This window comes from Micromonospora sp. CPCC 205539, assembly GCF_036906815.1.
Lineage (GTDB): Bacteria > Actinomycetota > Actinomycetes > Mycobacteriales > Micromonosporaceae > Micromonospora.
On record NZ_JBAKHW010000003.1, the window covers coordinates 1 to 15,323 of the forward strand.

Below are 15,323 nucleotides of genomic sequence, written 5' to 3' on the forward strand. Positions count from 1 at the left end.
CTCCAGCAGTCACCCCCCCCCCTGACCGACGGCCGGGGCCGGCCCCCCGCAGGGGGGACCGGCCCGGCCCGTCAGCCCCTGCTGATGGCGGGAACGGCGAGCGGGACGGTGAGCGTGAGCAGCGGGCCGTCGCGCAACATCGAGCTGGGCCGGTCCAGCCGTCGTAGAGTCCGCAACATCGGGGTGTTCTCGGCCTGGACGTGCAGCACGAGCGCCGCGTACCCGGCACCGTCGGCGTGCCGGGCCAGCCGGCGCAGCAGCGCCGAGCCCAGCCCACGACGCTGCCAGTCGTCGCGGACCAGGAACGCCACCTCGGCCTCGTCGCCCTCGCCGAGGAGGTTGGCCATCGCGACCACCGACTCCGCCGTCCCGTCGGCGGCGGTCGTCGTGGCGATCAGCGTCAGCCCTCGGCTCGGCTCCAGCAGCCGCCGCAGGCGGGCCGGCTGCGGCACCGCCGCACCGCCCAGGTAACGCCGGTGCCGGCTGCGCGGTGAGCACCTCTCGTGCAGCTCCTGTACGCCCGGCAGATCGTCCGCGCAGGCCGGCCGCACGACCAGCTCCGCGCCGTCGGGCAGCACCAGGGTGACCTGCTCGGTGGCCCGACGCGTCACCGTGGCGGCCAACTCCACCAGGGCCTGTGCCCGCGCGTACTCCGCCGGGGTGAACGCGGGCGCGGCCCGCCGCAACGCGAACGAGCCGCCCGTCGGGTCGGCCAGCAGCATGCTCGTGTCGGCGACCCCCCGGCCGGGCGCGGCCGCCGCCGGCCGCCAGCTCACCGAATCGGCGCCGAGCAGGGTACGCAGTGCCTCACCCGTCGCGTCCGGGTCCCGCACCAACCGGTTGGCCAGCCCGAGCACCCGGGTGGGCTGGTCGGCAAGGCCGCGCGCCTCGCTGCGCGCCACCCAGCAGTCCCGGCCCCGACCCCGCTCGACGGCGGCGATCAGCTCGGCCTCGTCGAGCGCGTCCGGCGCGTCGACCAGGAAATCGTCCACGGCACCCTGCTCGGTGGGCTGCACCTGCAAGGTGAGGATGTTGACCCCACGCAGCGCGAGGCTCGCCGTGAGCACCGACAGGTAACCCGGCCGGTCGTCCACGGTGGCTCGAATCCGCCACAACGTCATGGTTGGCTCCCTTCCCCGGTACGAGCCTCGTCCCCGGCTGTTGCCGCGCGATTGCTCGCCGGTGACTTCCCGGGTCTTTGGACCGACCGAGAGCCGCCAGCTCGCTCAGGGGCCGGCGACCACCGGCGGCGCGCCGACCAGGTCCAGCCGATCGCCGAGGATCACCGCGCTGGCCCGGACGAGCTGGGCGAGCCGGTCCACCTCGGTGCTGTGGAACGCGGCGGCGGAGAGGGTCTCGCTGTGCTCACGGGCCACCACCAGGACCAGACCGGCCCGGCCGAACGGGGCGACCGCGTGGTGCGTGCCATCGGGTGTCGTCATCGACCGGCCGCGCAGCGGGGTCACCTCCGGCAGCCGCAGCGGGTCGGGAGCCCGCCAGCTCGCGTGCCCGACGGTCGCCCCACCGGTGCCCCCGGCCCGTGAGGCCCAGTCCACCGGCACCACGGCGGCGACCGCCCAGTCGGCCGCCAGCAGCCCCGGCACCGCATCGACCAGAGTGGCCATCCCGTCGGCCGGGTTGGCCGCGACCTGGGCCAGCAGTTCGGCATCCTGGCCGGTGGTGGTGGGCGCGCCGATCGCCCGCCACACACCGTCCACCCGGACGCCCGGAATCGCCGCGAGGCCGGCCAGCAGTCGCTCGACCCGAGCAGCACCCGGCCAGACCACCGTGAAGTCGTCCACGGCGCGCCCGCCGAGGCGCTCCAGGACCACCACCTGCACGATGTCCGCGCCGGAAACGCCCAGCGTGCGGGCGACCTGGCCGAGCGTGCCCGGACGGTCCGGCAGGGTGACCCGAACTCGCAGCAACATGTCAGTCCCTCCGCTCGGCGGACCGGCGACGGCGGCCGGCAGGATGGTCACCAGCCTGGTAGTTGACCATTTCGTCCCTGTTGCAGAGGCATGTCCCGAGGGGAAAATCTGACCTTGACAACGTGAGCGGGCTGCCATCAACTAGTCGAATGACCGATCCGGCCGTCGACGCGATCCGGCCGGGAGTCAATCCGGCCTCCCCCGCCGGGCTCGACCTTGACCGGCTCGCCGGCTACCTCGCGGAGCACCGGCCCGAGCTGGCCGCCGGGCCGCTGCGGGCCGAGCTGATCGCGGGCGGCAAGTCCAACCTCACCTACCTGCTGCACCTCGGCGACCGGGAGGTCGTGCTGCGCCGACCGCCGCTGGGGCACGTGCTGGCGACCGCACACGACATGGCCCGCGAATTCCGGGTCATCTCGGCGCTGGCGCCGACCGAGGTGCCGGTGCCCGACGCGCTGCTGCTCTGCGCCGACCCCGAGGTGATCGGCGCACCGTTCTACCTCATGCAGCGGATGCCCGGCGAGGTCTTCCGCAGCCGCCGACAGACCGACCCGCTGGGCGACGAGCGGCGCCAGGCGCTGGCCATGGCCATGATGGACACGCTCGCGGCGCTGCACACCGTCGAGCCGGCCGCGGTCGGGCTGAGCGACTTCGGCCGCCCGGAGGGTTACCTGGCCCGGCAGGTGCGCCGCTGGTCCGGGCAGCTCGACCGCTCGCGCAGCCGCCCACTGCCCGGCATCGACGAACTGCGCGACCTGCTCGCGGCGACCGCCCCCGAGGGCGCGAACGCGGGCCGGATCGTGCACGGCGACTACCGGCTGGACAATCTCCTCGCCTCGGCCGACCCGGTGGCCGTGCACGCCGTGCTGGACTGGGAGATGGCCACCCTCGGCGACCCGCTCGCCGACCTCGGGCTGCTGTTGACGTACTGGGACGTGCTGGGCGGCAGCGAGACGGCCACCGGCAACCCGGTCGCGGACGGGCTCGGCCCGCGGGCCGGCTTCCCCACCGGCGCCGAGTTGATCGACCGCTACGCCGGACGCAGCGACGTCGACGTCGGGCCGCTGCACTGGCACGTGGCGCTCGGCTGTTTCAAACTCGCGGTCATCTGCGAGGGCATCCACTACCGCCACACGCTCGGGCAGACGCTCGGCGAGGGCTTCGACCGGATCGGCGACATGGTGGCACCGCTGGTCGTGCACGGGCTGACCGCTGCCAGGGAGCGGTGATGGACTTCGCTTACGACAACCGGACCGAGGAGCTGCGCGCTGAGCTGGGCCGGTTCCTGACCGAGCACGTCTATCCGGCCGAGTCGGTGCACGCCGAGCAGGTGGCCGCCGGGGACCCGTGGTCGCGTACCCCCGTGCTGGCCGAGCTGAAGGCGGAGGCCCGCAAGCGCGGCCTGTGGAACCTCTTCCTGCCCGATCCGCGCTATGGCGCCGGCCTGACCAACCTCCAGTACGCGCCGCTCGCCGAGTTGACCGGGCGCAGCCCGCACCTCGCGCCGGAGGCGGTCAACTGCGCCGCTCCGGACACCGGCAACATGGAGCTGCTGGCCGAGTTCGGCTCGGAGGCGCAGCAGAAGCGCTGGCTGATGCCGCTGCTGGAGGGTGAGATCCGCTCGGCGTTCTGCATGACCGAGCCGGATGTCGCCTCCTCCGACGCCACCAACATCGCCACCCAGATCACCCGGGACGGCGACGAGTACGTGATCAACGGACGCAAGTGGTGGTCGTCCGGCGCGATGGACCCGCGCTGCGAGATCTTCATCGTGATGGGCAAGACGGACCCCACCGCCGACCGGCACCGCCAGCAGAGCATGGTGCTGGTCCCCCGGGACACCCCCGGCGTCACCGTCCGTCGGGGCATGACCGTCTTCGGCTACACCGACGGTTCGCACGGCGGGCACGCCGAGATCGACTTCACCGACGTCCGGGTGCCCGCGGACAATTTGATCGGCACCGAGGGCACCGGCTTCGCCATCGCCCAGGCCCGGCTGGGCCCGGGCCGCATCCACCACTGCATGCGGCTGATCGGCATGGCCGAGCGGGCTCTGGAGCTGCTGTGCCGACGGGCCAGCGAGCGGATCGCGTTCGGCCGGCCACTGGCCGAGCAGGGCGTGGTCCGGGAGTGGATCGCGGAGTCGAGGGTCCGCATCGAGCAGGCCCGGCTGTTGGTGCTCAAGACGGCCTGGCTGATGGACACCGTCGGCAACAAGGGCGCGCACACCGAGATCCAGGCCATCAAGATCGGTACGCCGGCGATGGCGGAATGGGTGATCGACAAGGCCATCCAGGGGTACGGCGGCGCCGGCGTCAGCCAGGACACCCCGCTGGCCGCCCTCTGGGCGCAGACCCGCACTCTGCGCCTGGCCGACGGCCCCGACGAGGTCCACCGCTCGTCGCTGGCCAAGCGCGAACTCCGCCGCTGGACCCCAACCCCCGCCTGAACCCCCACCGCGCTACGCGCTAACGCGCAACATCCTGGACGTAGTGGCCTCCCGCGCACCGGACGCCACTACATCCAGGACCAAGCGCGCCCACACCCAAACGCCGCGCACCCACGCCCGGCCACCCGCACCCACCCGCACCCGGCCGCGCCCGGTCGCATCGGTGATCATGAGGTTGACGGGGCGCTCTGTCGGAATTGTCGCCCGCTAACCTCATGATCAACCCCGCACAGCAGCGGGGCGGGCGGGGGCGGGGCGGGGGTGGGCGGGGGCGCGTTAAGCGCTGGCTCGGTGGACCAGTTGGGTGTCCAGGAGGATGTGGGGGGCGGGGAGGTCGTCGCCGCGGATTCGGGCGACGAGCAGTCGGGCCATCTGCCGGCCCATCTCCTCCACCGGCTGGAAGACCGTGGTGAGCGGCGGGTCCGCCTGCCGCGCGATCGGCGCATCGTCGAAGCCGACCACCGCGACGTCCTCGGGCACCCGCCGGCCGGCCTCGCGCAGGGTCCGCAGCGCCCCGAAGGCCATCAGGTCGGAGGCGACGAAGACCGCGTCCAACTCCGGGCAGGTGTCCAACAACCGCCGCATGCCGGCCGCGCCGCTGCCCTCGCTGAAGTCGCCGTACGCGATCAGGTCGGGGTTGACGCCGGCCCCGGTGGCCTTGACGGCCTCGGTGTAGCCGGCCAGGCGGGCCAGGCCGGCGCCCATGTCCTGCGGCCCCGCGATGGTGGCGATCCGCCGCCGCCCTCGGCCGGCCAGGTACTCCACGGCCTGTCGGGCGCCACCCACGTTGTCCACGTCGACGAACCAGGCCGGCTGGGCGCCGGGTTGCAGCATCCGGGCCGGCCGGCCGCCGAGCACGGAGGGCAGGCCGCGCTCCTCGAGCAGGGTCGGCAGCGGGTCGGAGTCGTGCAACGACAACAGGAGTACGCCGTCGACGTGCTGGTTGGTCAGGTGGTGCTCGACCCGTTCCCGCTCCACCGGCGACTGGGCCATGGCGAGCCAGAGCTGCATCGGCGTCTCCAGCAGCCCGGAGCTGATACCCCGGACGATCCCGGCGAAGAACGGTTCGGTGAAGACCCGCTCGCCGGACTCGGACACCACCAGCGCGACGGAGTCGGTCCGCTGGGTGACGAGCGCACGGGCGGCCCGGTTGGGCACGTACCCCAGCTCGGCGATGGCCTGTTGGACCGCGGCCCGGGCCTCCGGGCTGACCTGGGGCGAGCCGTTGACCACGCGGGAGACGGTGCCCCGCCCGACGCCGGCGCGTGCCGCGACCGCGTCCAGGGTCGGGCGCCCGAGCGACCGGGTGCGCTGCGTTGTCATCGTCTGCTCCTCCGACGGCGGGCGGACCCGATGGCACCTGCCGGAGGTGCGCACCGGGACCGCCCGGATGGCTGGCCCGAGCCTATTGTGCGGCCAGACCGTTGCGTCGGATCACCGAGGCGTACCACCTGGCGCTTGACTTGGGGATGCGGGCCTGGCTGACGTAGTCGACGTGGATCATGCCGAACCGCTTGGTGTAGCCCCAGGCCCATTCGAAATTATCCATCAGCGACCAGGCGAAGTATCCGCGCAGGGGCACCCCCGCGGTGATCGCCTCGTGCGCGGCGCGCAGGTGGGCGTCGAAGTAGGCCAGCCGGTCGACGTCGTCGACCTGCCCGTCGGCGACCGTGTCGACGAACGCGGAGCCGTTCTCGGTGACGTAGAGCGGCAGGTCCGTGTACTCGTCGTGCACCCGGCGCAGCGTCTCGACCAGGCCCGGCGCGTCGATCTCCCAGTCCATGTCGGTGACCGGGACGCCCCGGCTGACGAACCGGACGTCCTCGCTGCCCGGCCAGCAGGAGGGCGTCGGCTCCGCCTCGGCGGCGGCGACCACGTGCCGGCTGTAGTAGTTGATCCCGACCAGGTCGAGCGGGGTGGCGATGGTGGCCAGGTCGCCATCGTGTACGTGGTCGAAGGTGGTCACCGTGCTCAGGTCAGCCACCAGGTCCGCCGGGTACGACCCGCGCAGCAGCGGGTCGAGGAAGAACCGGTTGGCCAGCGCGTCGATCCGGCGTGCCGCGTCCACGTCCGCGGGGGCGTCGGTGGCCGGGTCGACCGGGTAGAGGTTGACCGTGACGCCCACCTCGGCGCTCGGCTGGGCGGCCCGCAGCGCCTGCACGGCGAGGCCGTGACCGAGCATCAGGTGGTGCCCGGCGCGGACCGCGTCGGCGCCGCTGGTGCGGCCGGGCGCGTGCACCCCGGAGCCGTAGCCGAGGAACGCCGAGCACCACGGTTCGTTCAGCGTGGTCCAGTGGCGCACCCGGTCGCCGAGCGCGTCGGCCACCAGCGTCGTGTAGTCGGCGAACCGGGCGGCGGTGTCTCGGGCCGGCCAGCCGCCGGCGTCCTCCAGCGGCTGCGGCAGGTCCCAGTGGTAGAGGGTGAGCCAGGGATCGATGCCGTGCCCGAGCAGCTCGTCGACCAGCCTCCGGTAGAAATCCAGGCCGCGCTGGTTGGCCGGGCCGGTGCCGCCGGGCTGCACGCGGGGCCAGGAGACCGAGAAACGGTACGACGACAGGCCCAGTTCCGCCATCAGCGCGACGTCGTCGCCGAGCCGGTGGTAGTGGTCGCAGGCCACGTCGCCGGTGTGCCCGGCGACCACCCGGCCATCGGTGTGGCTGAACGTGTCCCAGATCGACGGGGTACGGCCGTCCTCGGTCGCCGCGCCCTCGATCTGGTACGCGGCGGTCGCGGCTCCCCAGAGGAAGCCGGCCGGAAAGGTCAACGCCGGGCGTCCGTCGAGGACGCCGACGGCGGGTGGGCTGGCGGGGTCGCTCACGACTTGACGGCACCTTCCATGATCCCGCCGATGATCTGGCGGCCGAACACGATGAACACGATGACCAGCGGTACGGTGCCGATCGCGGTCGCGGCGAACACCTGCGAGTAGTCCGTGTAGTAGGCGTACGAGAGGAAGGCCAGGGACACCTGCAGGGTGGGGTTCTCCGGGGTGAGCACCGCGTACGGCCACAGGTAGGAGTTCCACGTCTCCATGAAGGTGAGCAGGCCGAGCACGGCCGCGGCCGGGCGCAGCGCCGGCAGCACGATGTTCCAGTAGATGCGGAACGTGTTGGCCCCGTCGACCCGGCCGGCCTCGATCAGCTCGTCGGAGATCGCCTGGGTGGCATACTGCCGCATCATGAACACGCCGAAGGCGCTGACCAGGAACGGCACGGTCACCGCGTAGAGGGTGTCGTACCAGCCGAAGTCCTGGATCATTCCCCAGAGCGGGATCAGGCCGAGCTGCGTCGGGATCATCATGGTCACGATGATCGACAGCAGCAGCGCGTTGCGGCCCCGGAAGCGCAGCTTGGCGAAGGCGAAGCCAGCGAGGGACCCGGTGAGCACCACCGACAGGGTGACGACCGACGAGACGATCACCGAGTTGAGCAGGCCGGTGAGGAAGTTGGCCGCATCGTTGTCGAGCACCCGGCCGAAGTTGTCACCGAACGAGCCACCGGGCGTCATCGGCGGTGGGACGTCGTTGATGGCGTCCAGACTGCGGGTGGCGATGACCACCATGTAGTAGAAGGGGTAGATCGAGAGCAGCACCGCCAGCACGAGTGCGCAGTAGGTCAGCGGGCTGGTGCGCCAGAGGCGCTGGGAGGCGGAGTTCACGGCTGTCTCCTCATTTGACCGTGCGGCGGACGAGCACGAAGTTGAGCAGCGAGACCAGCGCGATCATGATGAACATCGCCCAGGCCACGGCCGCGCCGTACCCCGCGGTGTTCAGGTTCTCGATGCCGAGCTCGTACATGTACATCGCCAGGGTCTGGAACTCGCGCTGGTCCCCGCCGGTGATGTTGCCGTTGGCGAAGACCAGCGGCTCGGTGAAGAGCTGGAGCCCGCCGATGGTGGACAGGATCACCACGAAGACGAAGGTCGGGGTGAGCATCGGCAGGGTGATCCGCCAGAACTGCTTCCACTGGCCGGCGCCGTCGATCGCCGCCGCCTCGTAGAGGTCGCGCGGGATGGCCTGCATGCCGGCCAGCAGGATCAGCGTGTTGTAGCCGGTCCACCGCCAGTTGACCATCGAGGCGATGGCGGTCCAGGAGCTCCAGCGTTCGGCGTCCCAGTCGATCGGGTCGACCCCGACCATGCCGAGCAGCCAGTTGAACACGCCGAAGTCGCGCTGGAACAGCATCCCGAAGACGATCGCCACCGCCGCGACGGAGACCACGTTCGGCATGAAGATCGCCATCCGGAACAGCGTCCGGGCGCGCAGGAAGGTGCGGTTGAGCAGGTTCGCGAGGAACAGCGCGAGCAGCAACTGCGGAACGGTGGAGAGCAGGAAGATGCCGAAGGTGTTGAGCGTGGCGTTCCAGAAGTACTCGTCCTGCACCAGCGCGACGTAGTTGTCGAACCCGATGAAGGTGTGGTCGCCGACGAGGTTCCAGTCGTGCAGCGACATCCACGCCGTCCGCAGCATCGGGTAGAACCCGAAGATGCCGAAGATCACGAAGAACGGCGCGATGTAGAGGTACGGCGAGAGCTTGAGATCCAGGTGGGTCAGCGAACGCGCTCGGGACCGGCGCGGCGTGGACGGGTGAGGCGGGGGCGCCGCGGGTGGCGGCGGCGCCGTCGTGGCCGACAGGCTCATGGAGTGTCCTTTCGCGGCGCCGGCCGCACCGGCGCTGCGTGGGGTGGTACGCGGAACGGGACGCCACGGGTGGCGTCCGGGCGGGTGCCCGAACGCCACCGCGGTGCAGTGATCAGAGTCAGAAGGCGCCCTGGGTCTTGGCGTCCTTGGCGAACTGCTCCCAGGCCTTGCCCTTCGCGGCCTGCCCGCTCTCGTACGACCGCAGGGCCGGCTCGAAGGCGTTCTCCTTGATGCCCTGGTGCTTCGGGCCGAGGTGCAGCGGCTGGATCTTGGCCACGCTCTCCCCGAAGACCTTGCCGGTCGGCGCGCCGTTGAAGTACTCGTTGGTGTAGCCGAGGAACTCCGGGTTCTTCAGCGCCTCCAGGTTGGTGGGCAGCGGGCCCTTGAGCTTGAACGCCGCCACCTGGTTCTGGGCGTTGGTCAGGTACTCGGCGAGCTTCGCCGCCTCCTTCGGGTACTTGCTCTGCTCCGGCACGGCGAGCCAGGAGCCACCCCAGTTGCCCGCACCGCCCGGAACCGGCGCCACGTCCCACTTGCCCTTGTTCTCCGGGCCGGAGTTCTCCTGCACGATGCCGAGCATCCAGGAGGGGCAGAACGTGGCCGCGAAGGTGCCCTGCTTGAAGCCGGCCGACCACTCCGGCGACCAGGTGGCGGTCTTGGCGGAGATGTTCGCGTCCGCCATGGCGATGGCGGTGTCCCAGGCGGCCTTGACGGCGGGGCTGGTCTCGGCGACGACGTTGTCGTCCTTGTCGTAGAACAGGTCACCGCCCTGCTGGAACATGACCGCGCTGGCCGCGGTGGTGACCGAGTCGAGCAGGCCCTTACCGGTGGCCGAGCGGTACTTCTTGCCGGTCTCGATGAAGGCGTTCCAGTCCGGCCAGAGCGCGGCGACCTGGTCCCGCTCGGTGGGCAGCTTGGCGGCCTCGAACAGGTCCCGGCGGTAGCAGACCGCGAGGCTGCCGACGTCGGTGGGCAGGCCGATCAGCCGGCCGTCCGGCGCCTTGCCCAGCTCGTACTTCCAGGGCAGGTAGTCCTTGCTGTGGTCGGCCACCAGCGGGGCCAGGTCGGCCCAGTTGGCCGGGTTGGCCTTGAACTCGTTGAGGATGCCCTCCTCGAGCGCGATCACGTCGGAGGCGCCCTTACCGGTGGCCAGGGCCCGGACGATCTTTGGCCGGTACTCGTTGAGCTGGGCGGTCTTGCGCAGCTCAACCTTGATGCCGGTGTCCTTCTCGTACTGCTTGACGATCTCGTCGTAGCCGAACTCGCCGAAGGTGTCGACGACCAGCTTGGCCGGCTTCTCGCCGGCGGCCGGCTTGTCGTCGTCGTTGCCGCAGGCCGCAAGACCGCCGATGGCGGTGATCGCGGCCAGGGCAGCGGCCGCCAGGCGGGTACGCCGCGTGGTGACGCTCATTCGGGACCCCTCTTTCCGGTGGTGAGGCTGGGTGGGTGTGGTGGGGGGTGCGTGTGCTGATGGATGTGCGCCGCGCCGGGAGCGCTCCCATGAGATTGCCGGCGGGTTATCGAGGGTGTCAATAGGATGATGGGAGCGTTCCCAGATCGTTACCGGGAGCGACATCAGGCGCGTTAAGTCAGAAAGAGGGCAATTTCCGCCGCCAAAAGCCGAGTTGCAACCCCCACACCCCAGCCCCCACGCCCGAGCCCGCCCCCGCGCCGACGCCCGCGCCCACACCCACGCCCACCCCCGCGCCCGCGCCCGCGCCCGCGCGATCTTGCACTTTCGGTCGCCTCTTCGAGGCTTTTGTCGCATTCGTGGAGGCAGCAACTGCAAGATCGCGGCAGCGATGCGTGCACGCGGGCTTGCCCGCCGAAGATCATGGGGTGGTGGTGCCCGGAAGATTAACTAGGCGGCTTTTGTCCCCCACCACAAGTCCATGATCGGCGAAACCGGCGAAACCGGCCGAACAGCGGAACGGCGGAACCGGCGGAACGGCGGAACCGGCGGAACGGCGGAACCGGCGGAACGGCGGAACCGGCGGAACGGCGGAACCGGCGGAACAGCGGAACCGGCGGAACAGCGGAACCGGCGGAACAGCGGAACGGGCGGAGCGGGGTGCCAGAAGGCTGGCGCCGGGTCAGCAGAAGCGACGCAGAAGCGTGCTGGTGCGGGCGGCGTTGAAGTGGGACGGGTCGAAACGGACGCCCGCCCAGTCCCGCAGCGCGGCGTACCGCGGATCGGCCAGGGCGGCAGTATCCGCCAACGCGACCAGCAGCGCTTGGTGGCCCGCAGGCCCGCCGATGCCCTCCGGCGGGCAGGCCCGCTCGCCGTCCAGGCAGACCGGGTACCGCTCGTCGGGGTCGGCGGTAACCGCGTCCTCGACGACGAGCTCGTGCTCCCACCAGTCGCCGAAGTCGTAGGTGTAGGAGAACCTGCTGCCCTTGCCGAGCACCGCGTCCAGTCGGACGTCCAACTCGTCGTGGAGCGCCAACTCGCCGTCCGGGTCGGGCTCGCCGTACTGGATGGCGTCGATCTCGAACGAGTGCAGGCGGCAGTCCCGCCAACCCATCGCGTGCTGCAGCACCCGGTGCAGCCGGTCCAGCGTGTAGCCGGCCGGGACGAGCACCCGACGCCAGACCGGCGGACGGACGCCGACGAGGGACACCTTCAACTGGAAGATCTGACGCGGCATGCTGTGCTGTCCTTCCGCGGCTTAGGCTGCCAGCATGATCTGCCGAGCGTGCCGGGCCCGGCGGCACGACCACTGCCCGGGCCGGAACTGGTGCGACTGTCAGCACCGTACCGCCCGACCCACACCTCCGGTCACTGGTCCGGCGAGCGAATGAGCGCCGACATCCCGATCCGACGGCTCTGGCCCGAGCCGTCGGAGCTGCCGCTCGACGACGCCGCGCTGACCGCGCTCTACGGTCGCGCCGACCGACCCCGGCTCCGGGTCAACTTCGTCGCCAGCCTGGACGGCGCGGTCACCCTGGAGGGCTACTCGGCCGGGCTCTCCGGCACACCGGACAAGCGGGTCTTCGGCCTGCTGCGGATGCTCTGCGACGCGCTGGTGGTGGCCGCGGGCACGTTGCGCCACGAGGGCTACCGGGCGGTCCGGCTCAACGAGCGCCGCCGCGCCTGGCGCCGCGAGCAGGGGCTGGCCGAGTATCCCACGCTGGTGGTCGTCTCCCACTCGCTCGACCTCGACCCGGCGCAGGCCGCCTTCGCCGACGCGCCGGTCCGGCCGATCGTGCTCACGCACCCGGGCGCCGAGCCACCGCCCGGCCTGACCGACGTCGCCGACGTGCTGCGCTTCGGCGACGACCGGCTCGACCTGACCGCCGGCCTCGCCGAGCTGCACCGACGGGGGTTGGCGCAACTGCTCTGCGAGGGCGGCCCGCACCTCTTCGGCGCGCTCACCGCCGCCGACCTGGTGGACGAGCTGTGCCTCACGGTCGCGCCGTTGCTGGCCGGGCCGGGCTCCGGTCGGATCACCGCTGGCGACGCCGCGCCGCCCCGCCAGCTCGCGCTGCAACACGTGCTCGCCGCCGGAGACGGGGCTCTGCTGACGCGCTACGCGCGTGGCTGACCGGCCTCGTCATGACAATAGTTTGGTGACGACCGCAGTCACCGCGACAGTCACGATCAACCATGCGACCCGGTCAAAGGCGCGGCCCGTGAAGTTCCGCCTGCGAAAGTCGTACGACGTGCGTCGGAGGGCGTCGGCGGTCAGAGCGCGCGGCAGCGCTCGGAAGCCACCCGCCGCGAGCTCCGCCACCAGGAACAACGCGGCGACGAATCCCCCGGCCAGCAGCAGCGGAGTGGCGATCAGGAGCGCCACCCGAGCCCAGCCCGGCATGTCGGCGAAGTCACTCGACTCTCCCGGGTCCGCCTCGGCCGAAGTCGTGAAAGAGGGGTCGACCGCGTCGGCGACGCCGATCACGATGCACATCGAGAGGAACGCCGCCAATGCCACGCCGAGCCAGAGGCTCGAGCCGAACACCTGCGGAACTGCGATGCTCTTGAGGTACGCCTTCAGCTCGGCGAGTCTTTTGTCAAGGCCGTCGCTGTACGCCCACGACTCCCACCGTCGGGTCGTCAGGTTCACCGCTACGTGAGCGTGGTCGCGGTATCTGACGATCACCATGATGCTGCGGGCTTGGACGAGGCGCTCGTCCAGCTGTTCAGGGTCATCGCGTTGGTCCAGGTCAGTGATCACCAGGTACGGCGCACGTTCGTCGCCGCTGGCCGGATCGAACCGGGACTGGCGTACGAAGATCCGATAGTCATCGGCTCCTCGAACGAGCACCTCGATGGCGTGTGCGAGACCCTGCGGGCGGACAAGTCGGCTGGGCAACGACCCGGCGCGGAAGCCGGCGACAGCGGCCGGTGATGTCGGCGTCACGCCGCAACGTTAGACGGCGGAGGCAACGGTCGATCTGACTCTTCGTGCGCGATGGCTACCTCTCCGCAAGGCCTTGGTCTTCCTCACCGTGTCCTCCGCCGCGTCGCGTGGCGACCTGTCGTACTCCTCGGGCAGGATGCACGTCATGCGCGCCGACCGTGATGCCCGACCGACCCGAGCCACCCGATGACCGACCCCGACGTCGACGGCCCCGGCGAGGTCGTCGGTCGAGTGCTGGGCACCGCCGACGCCACCCCGTTGCAATTCTGGACGGCCGTGGCGCCCGGCAGCTACCTCCAGCTCGACGACGTGGTGGTCACCCGGCGTGAGCTGCCCGACCGGGCACCGGTGACGATCGCCGGTGTGGTCACCCAGGTCCGGGCCCGGCACGAGGGCGCGCAGTTCGAGTCCGACGTCTTCGCCATCGCCGACGGCACGCTCCCCGCGCAGGTGCAGGAGGCGGCCGAGGTGACCACCACCCGGGTCGACCCCGAGCTCTACGTGCCGCCGACGCCCGGGGCGGTCGTGCACCGCGCCGAGGGCGACGCCCGGGCGCGGGCGCTGCACTTCGATCGGATGGAGCGGCGGATCCCGATGGGGATGGGCCGCGACGGGGTGCCGGTCTACCTCAACGCCGACTTCCTCGACGGCAGCCGGGGCGCGCACGTCTCGATCTCCGGCATCTCCGGGGTGGCCACCAAGACCAGCTTCGCCACCTTCCTGCTCTACTCGGTCTTCCGGTCCGGGGTGCTGGGCGGCGACGCGGTCAACGCCAAGGCGCTGATCTTCAACGTCAAGGGCGAGGATCTGCTCTTCCTCGACCACCCCAACACCCGCCTCGACGAGCCCACCCGTGCCGCGTACGCGAAGCTCGGTCTGACCGCCGGCGCCTTCCCCGACGTGCGGGTCTACGCCCCGCCGCGGGTCGGCGACGCGGCCGGCACACCCGACGTGAGCAGCCGTCTCACCGGCGTGGACGCCTTCTACTGGACGCTCAGCGAGTTCTGCGCCGACCGCCTGCTGCCGTACGTCTTCGCCGACGCCGACGACGAGCGCCAGCAGTACACGATGGTGGTGCACTCGGTCGCCGCGCACCTGGCCCGCTACGCGCAGCCGGCCGACGGTGGGGTGAGCATCGACGGCGTCCGCCTCGGCTCCTACGGCGATCTGGTCGACCACATCGTCGACCAGCTCAACGACGACGAGACCCGCTCCGACTGGGCGGGCAGCGCGGTGGGCCTGGGCACCGTCAACGCGTTCGCCCGGCGGTTGATCGGCAGCAAGAAGGATCTCGGCCGGTTGATCCGGGGCGACCTGACCACCCGTCGCCCGCACTCGATCAACACCAGCGAGTCCGCGCAGGTCACCGTCGTCGACCTGCACAACCTCCCCGATCGCGCGCAGCGGTTCGTGGTCGGTGTGACGCTCAAGAGCGAGTTCGAGCGCAAGGAGAAGTCCGGCACCGCCAAGCCGCTGCTCTTCGTCGTCCTCGACGAGCTCAACAAGTACGCCCCCCGGGAGGGCTCCTCGCCGATCAAGGAGGTGCTGCTCGACATCGCCGAGCGGGGCCGTTCGCTCGGCGTGATCCTGGTCGGTGCCCAGCAGACGGCGAGCGAGGTGGAGCGGCGGATCGTCACCAACTCGGCCATCCGGGTGGTCGGCCGGCTCGACCCGGCCGAGGCGTCCCGCCCGGAGTACGGTTTCCTGCCGCCCGCGCAGCGGCAGCGGGCGCTGTTGGCCAAGCCCGGCACCATGTTCGTCAACCAACCGGACATCCCGGTCCCGCTCTGCCTGGAGTTCCCGTTCCCGGCCTGGGCCACCCGGGTCTCCGAGGCGGGCCGCGCACCATCGGAGACGCTGCGCTCGATCACCCAGTCCGCCGACCCGTTCGCCGTGGTGGGCTCCGGGGGCGGCGCCGACGACGACATCCCGTTCTAGGGGGC

At 71.3% G+C, this 15,323-nt stretch carries 13 protein-coding genes; 4 read left to right on the forward strand and 9 right to left on the reverse strand.

The genetic code is table 11. From position 1 onward, the window contains the following. Positions 1-71: 71 nt before the first annotated feature. On the reverse strand, positions 72-1,121 hold the full coding sequence (locus V6V47_RS03665; protein WP_334626520.1) for a GNAT family N-acetyltransferase: 1,050 nt from the start codon (positions 1,119-1,121) through the stop codon (positions 72-74). A 105-nt stretch (positions 1,122-1,226) separates the two neighbouring features. After that, positions 1,227-1,931, reverse strand: coding sequence for an amino acid-binding protein (locus tag V6V47_RS03670; RefSeq protein WP_334626521.1), 705 nt, complete (start codon positions 1,929-1,931; stop codon positions 1,227-1,229). 149 nt (positions 1,932-2,080) lie between these two features. Here V6V47_RS03670 and V6V47_RS03675 point away from each other — a divergent pair, with 149 nt between their 5' ends. Together V6V47_RS03675 and V6V47_RS03680 are read left to right on the forward strand one after the other, a co-directional pair. Then, on the forward strand, positions 2,081-3,160 hold the full coding sequence (locus tag V6V47_RS03675) for a phosphotransferase family protein (protein WP_334626522.1): 1,080 nt from the start codon (positions 2,081-2,083) through the stop codon (positions 3,158-3,160). Continuing rightward, on the forward strand, positions 3,160-4,380 hold the full coding sequence (locus V6V47_RS03680) for an acyl-CoA dehydrogenase family protein (RefSeq protein ID WP_334626523.1): 1,221 nt from the start codon (positions 3,160-3,162) through the stop codon (positions 4,378-4,380). Before V6V47_RS03675 ends, V6V47_RS03680 begins: the two co-directional genes overlap by 1 nt. Positions 4,381-4,656: 276 nt before the next feature. Here V6V47_RS03680 and V6V47_RS03685 read toward each other — a convergent pair whose 3' ends face one another. The 6 genes from V6V47_RS03685 to V6V47_RS03710 all read right to left on the reverse strand — a co-directional run bounded on the left by V6V47_RS03685 (position 4,657) and on the right by V6V47_RS03710 (position 11,667). Continuing rightward, positions 4,657-5,703 carry a LacI family DNA-binding transcriptional regulator gene (locus tag V6V47_RS03685; RefSeq protein ID WP_334626524.1) on the reverse strand — a complete coding sequence of 349 codons (1,047 nt, stop codon included), beginning with the start codon at positions 5,701-5,703 and terminating at the stop codon, positions 4,657-4,659. An 82-nt stretch (positions 5,704-5,785) separates the two neighbouring features. Continuing rightward, positions 5,786-7,198, reverse strand: a complete 1,413-nt coding sequence (locus V6V47_RS03690) for a GH1 family beta-glucosidase (RefSeq protein ID WP_334626525.1) — start codon at positions 7,196-7,198, stop codon at positions 5,786-5,788. Further along, positions 7,195-8,037, reverse strand: coding sequence for a carbohydrate ABC transporter permease (locus V6V47_RS03695; RefSeq protein ID WP_334626526.1), 843 nt, complete (start codon positions 8,035-8,037; stop codon positions 7,195-7,197). The genes V6V47_RS03690 and V6V47_RS03695 overlap by 4 nt, the downstream gene beginning before the upstream one ends. Positions 8,038-8,047: 10 nt before the next feature. Continuing rightward, positions 8,048-9,019: a carbohydrate ABC transporter permease gene (locus V6V47_RS03700; protein ID WP_334626527.1), complete on the reverse strand. Its 972-nt coding sequence runs from the start codon at positions 9,017-9,019 to the stop codon at positions 8,048-8,050. A gap of 118 nt (positions 9,020-9,137) precedes the next feature. Next, positions 9,138-10,430, reverse strand: a complete 1,293-nt coding sequence (locus V6V47_RS03705; protein ID WP_334626528.1) for an ABC transporter substrate-binding protein — start codon at positions 10,428-10,430, stop codon at positions 9,138-9,140. Positions 10,431-11,112: 682 nt separating this feature from the next. After that, entirely contained in the window at positions 11,113-11,667 is a 555-nt protein-coding gene (locus V6V47_RS03710) for a plasmid pRiA4b ORF-3 family protein (RefSeq protein WP_334626529.1), read from the reverse strand. 150 nt (positions 11,668-11,817) lie between these two features. Between V6V47_RS03710 and V6V47_RS03715 the strand changes: the two genes are divergently transcribed. Next, complete coding sequence (locus V6V47_RS03715; RefSeq protein WP_334626530.1) at positions 11,818-12,564, forward strand: pyrimidine reductase family protein; 747 nt, start codon at positions 11,818-11,820, stop codon at positions 12,562-12,564. Positions 12,565-12,573: 9 nt separating this feature from the next. On the opposite strand, the gene V6V47_RS03720 is transcribed toward V6V47_RS03715, so the two are convergent. Then, on the reverse strand, positions 12,574-13,194 hold the full coding sequence (locus V6V47_RS03720; RefSeq protein ID WP_334626531.1) for a hypothetical protein: 621 nt from the start codon (positions 13,192-13,194) through the stop codon (positions 12,574-12,576). A gap of 372 nt (positions 13,195-13,566) precedes the next feature. Between V6V47_RS03720 and V6V47_RS03725 the strand changes: the two genes are divergently transcribed. Further along, on the forward strand, positions 13,567-15,318 hold the full coding sequence (locus V6V47_RS03725; protein WP_334626532.1) for an ATP-binding protein: 1,752 nt from the start codon (positions 13,567-13,569) through the stop codon (positions 15,316-15,318). Positions 15,319-15,323 lie beyond the last annotated feature (5 nt).

Excerpts from the sequence above, each read along its gene's own strand:
- V6V47_RS03685 (WP_334626524.1), bottom strand. The coding sequence starts at position 5,703 with ATGACAACGCAGCGCACCCGGTCGCTCGGGCGCCCGACCCTGGACGCG.
- V6V47_RS03670 (WP_334626521.1), bottom strand. The coding sequence starts at position 1,931 with ATGTTGCTGCGAGTTCGGGTCACCCTGCCGGACCGTCCGGGCACGCTC.
- V6V47_RS03705 (WP_334626528.1), bottom strand. The coding sequence starts at position 10,430 with ATGAGCGTCACCACGCGGCGTACCCGCCTGGCGGCCGCTGCCCTGGCC.
- V6V47_RS03715 (WP_334626530.1), top strand. The coding sequence starts at position 11,818 with ATGAGCGCCGACATCCCGATCCGACGGCTCTGGCCCGAGCCGTCGGAG.
- V6V47_RS03710 (WP_334626529.1), bottom strand. The coding sequence starts at position 11,667 with ATGCCGCGTCAGATCTTCCAGTTGAAGGTGTCCCTCGTCGGCGTCCGT.
- V6V47_RS03700 (WP_334626527.1), bottom strand. The coding sequence starts at position 9,019 with ATGAGCCTGTCGGCCACGACGGCGCCGCCGCCACCCGCGGCGCCCCCG.
- V6V47_RS03680 (WP_334626523.1), top strand. The coding sequence starts at position 3,160 with ATGGACTTCGCTTACGACAACCGGACCGAGGAGCTGCGCGCTGAGCTG.
- V6V47_RS03675 (WP_334626522.1), top strand. The coding sequence starts at position 2,081 with ATGACCGATCCGGCCGTCGACGCGATCCGGCCGGGAGTCAATCCGGCC.
- V6V47_RS03725 (WP_334626532.1), top strand. The coding sequence starts at position 13,567 with ATGACCGACCCCGACGTCGACGGCCCCGGCGAGGTCGTCGGTCGAGTG.
- V6V47_RS03665 (WP_334626520.1), bottom strand. The coding sequence starts at position 1,121 with ATGACGTTGTGGCGGATTCGAGCCACCGTGGACGACCGGCCGGGTTAC.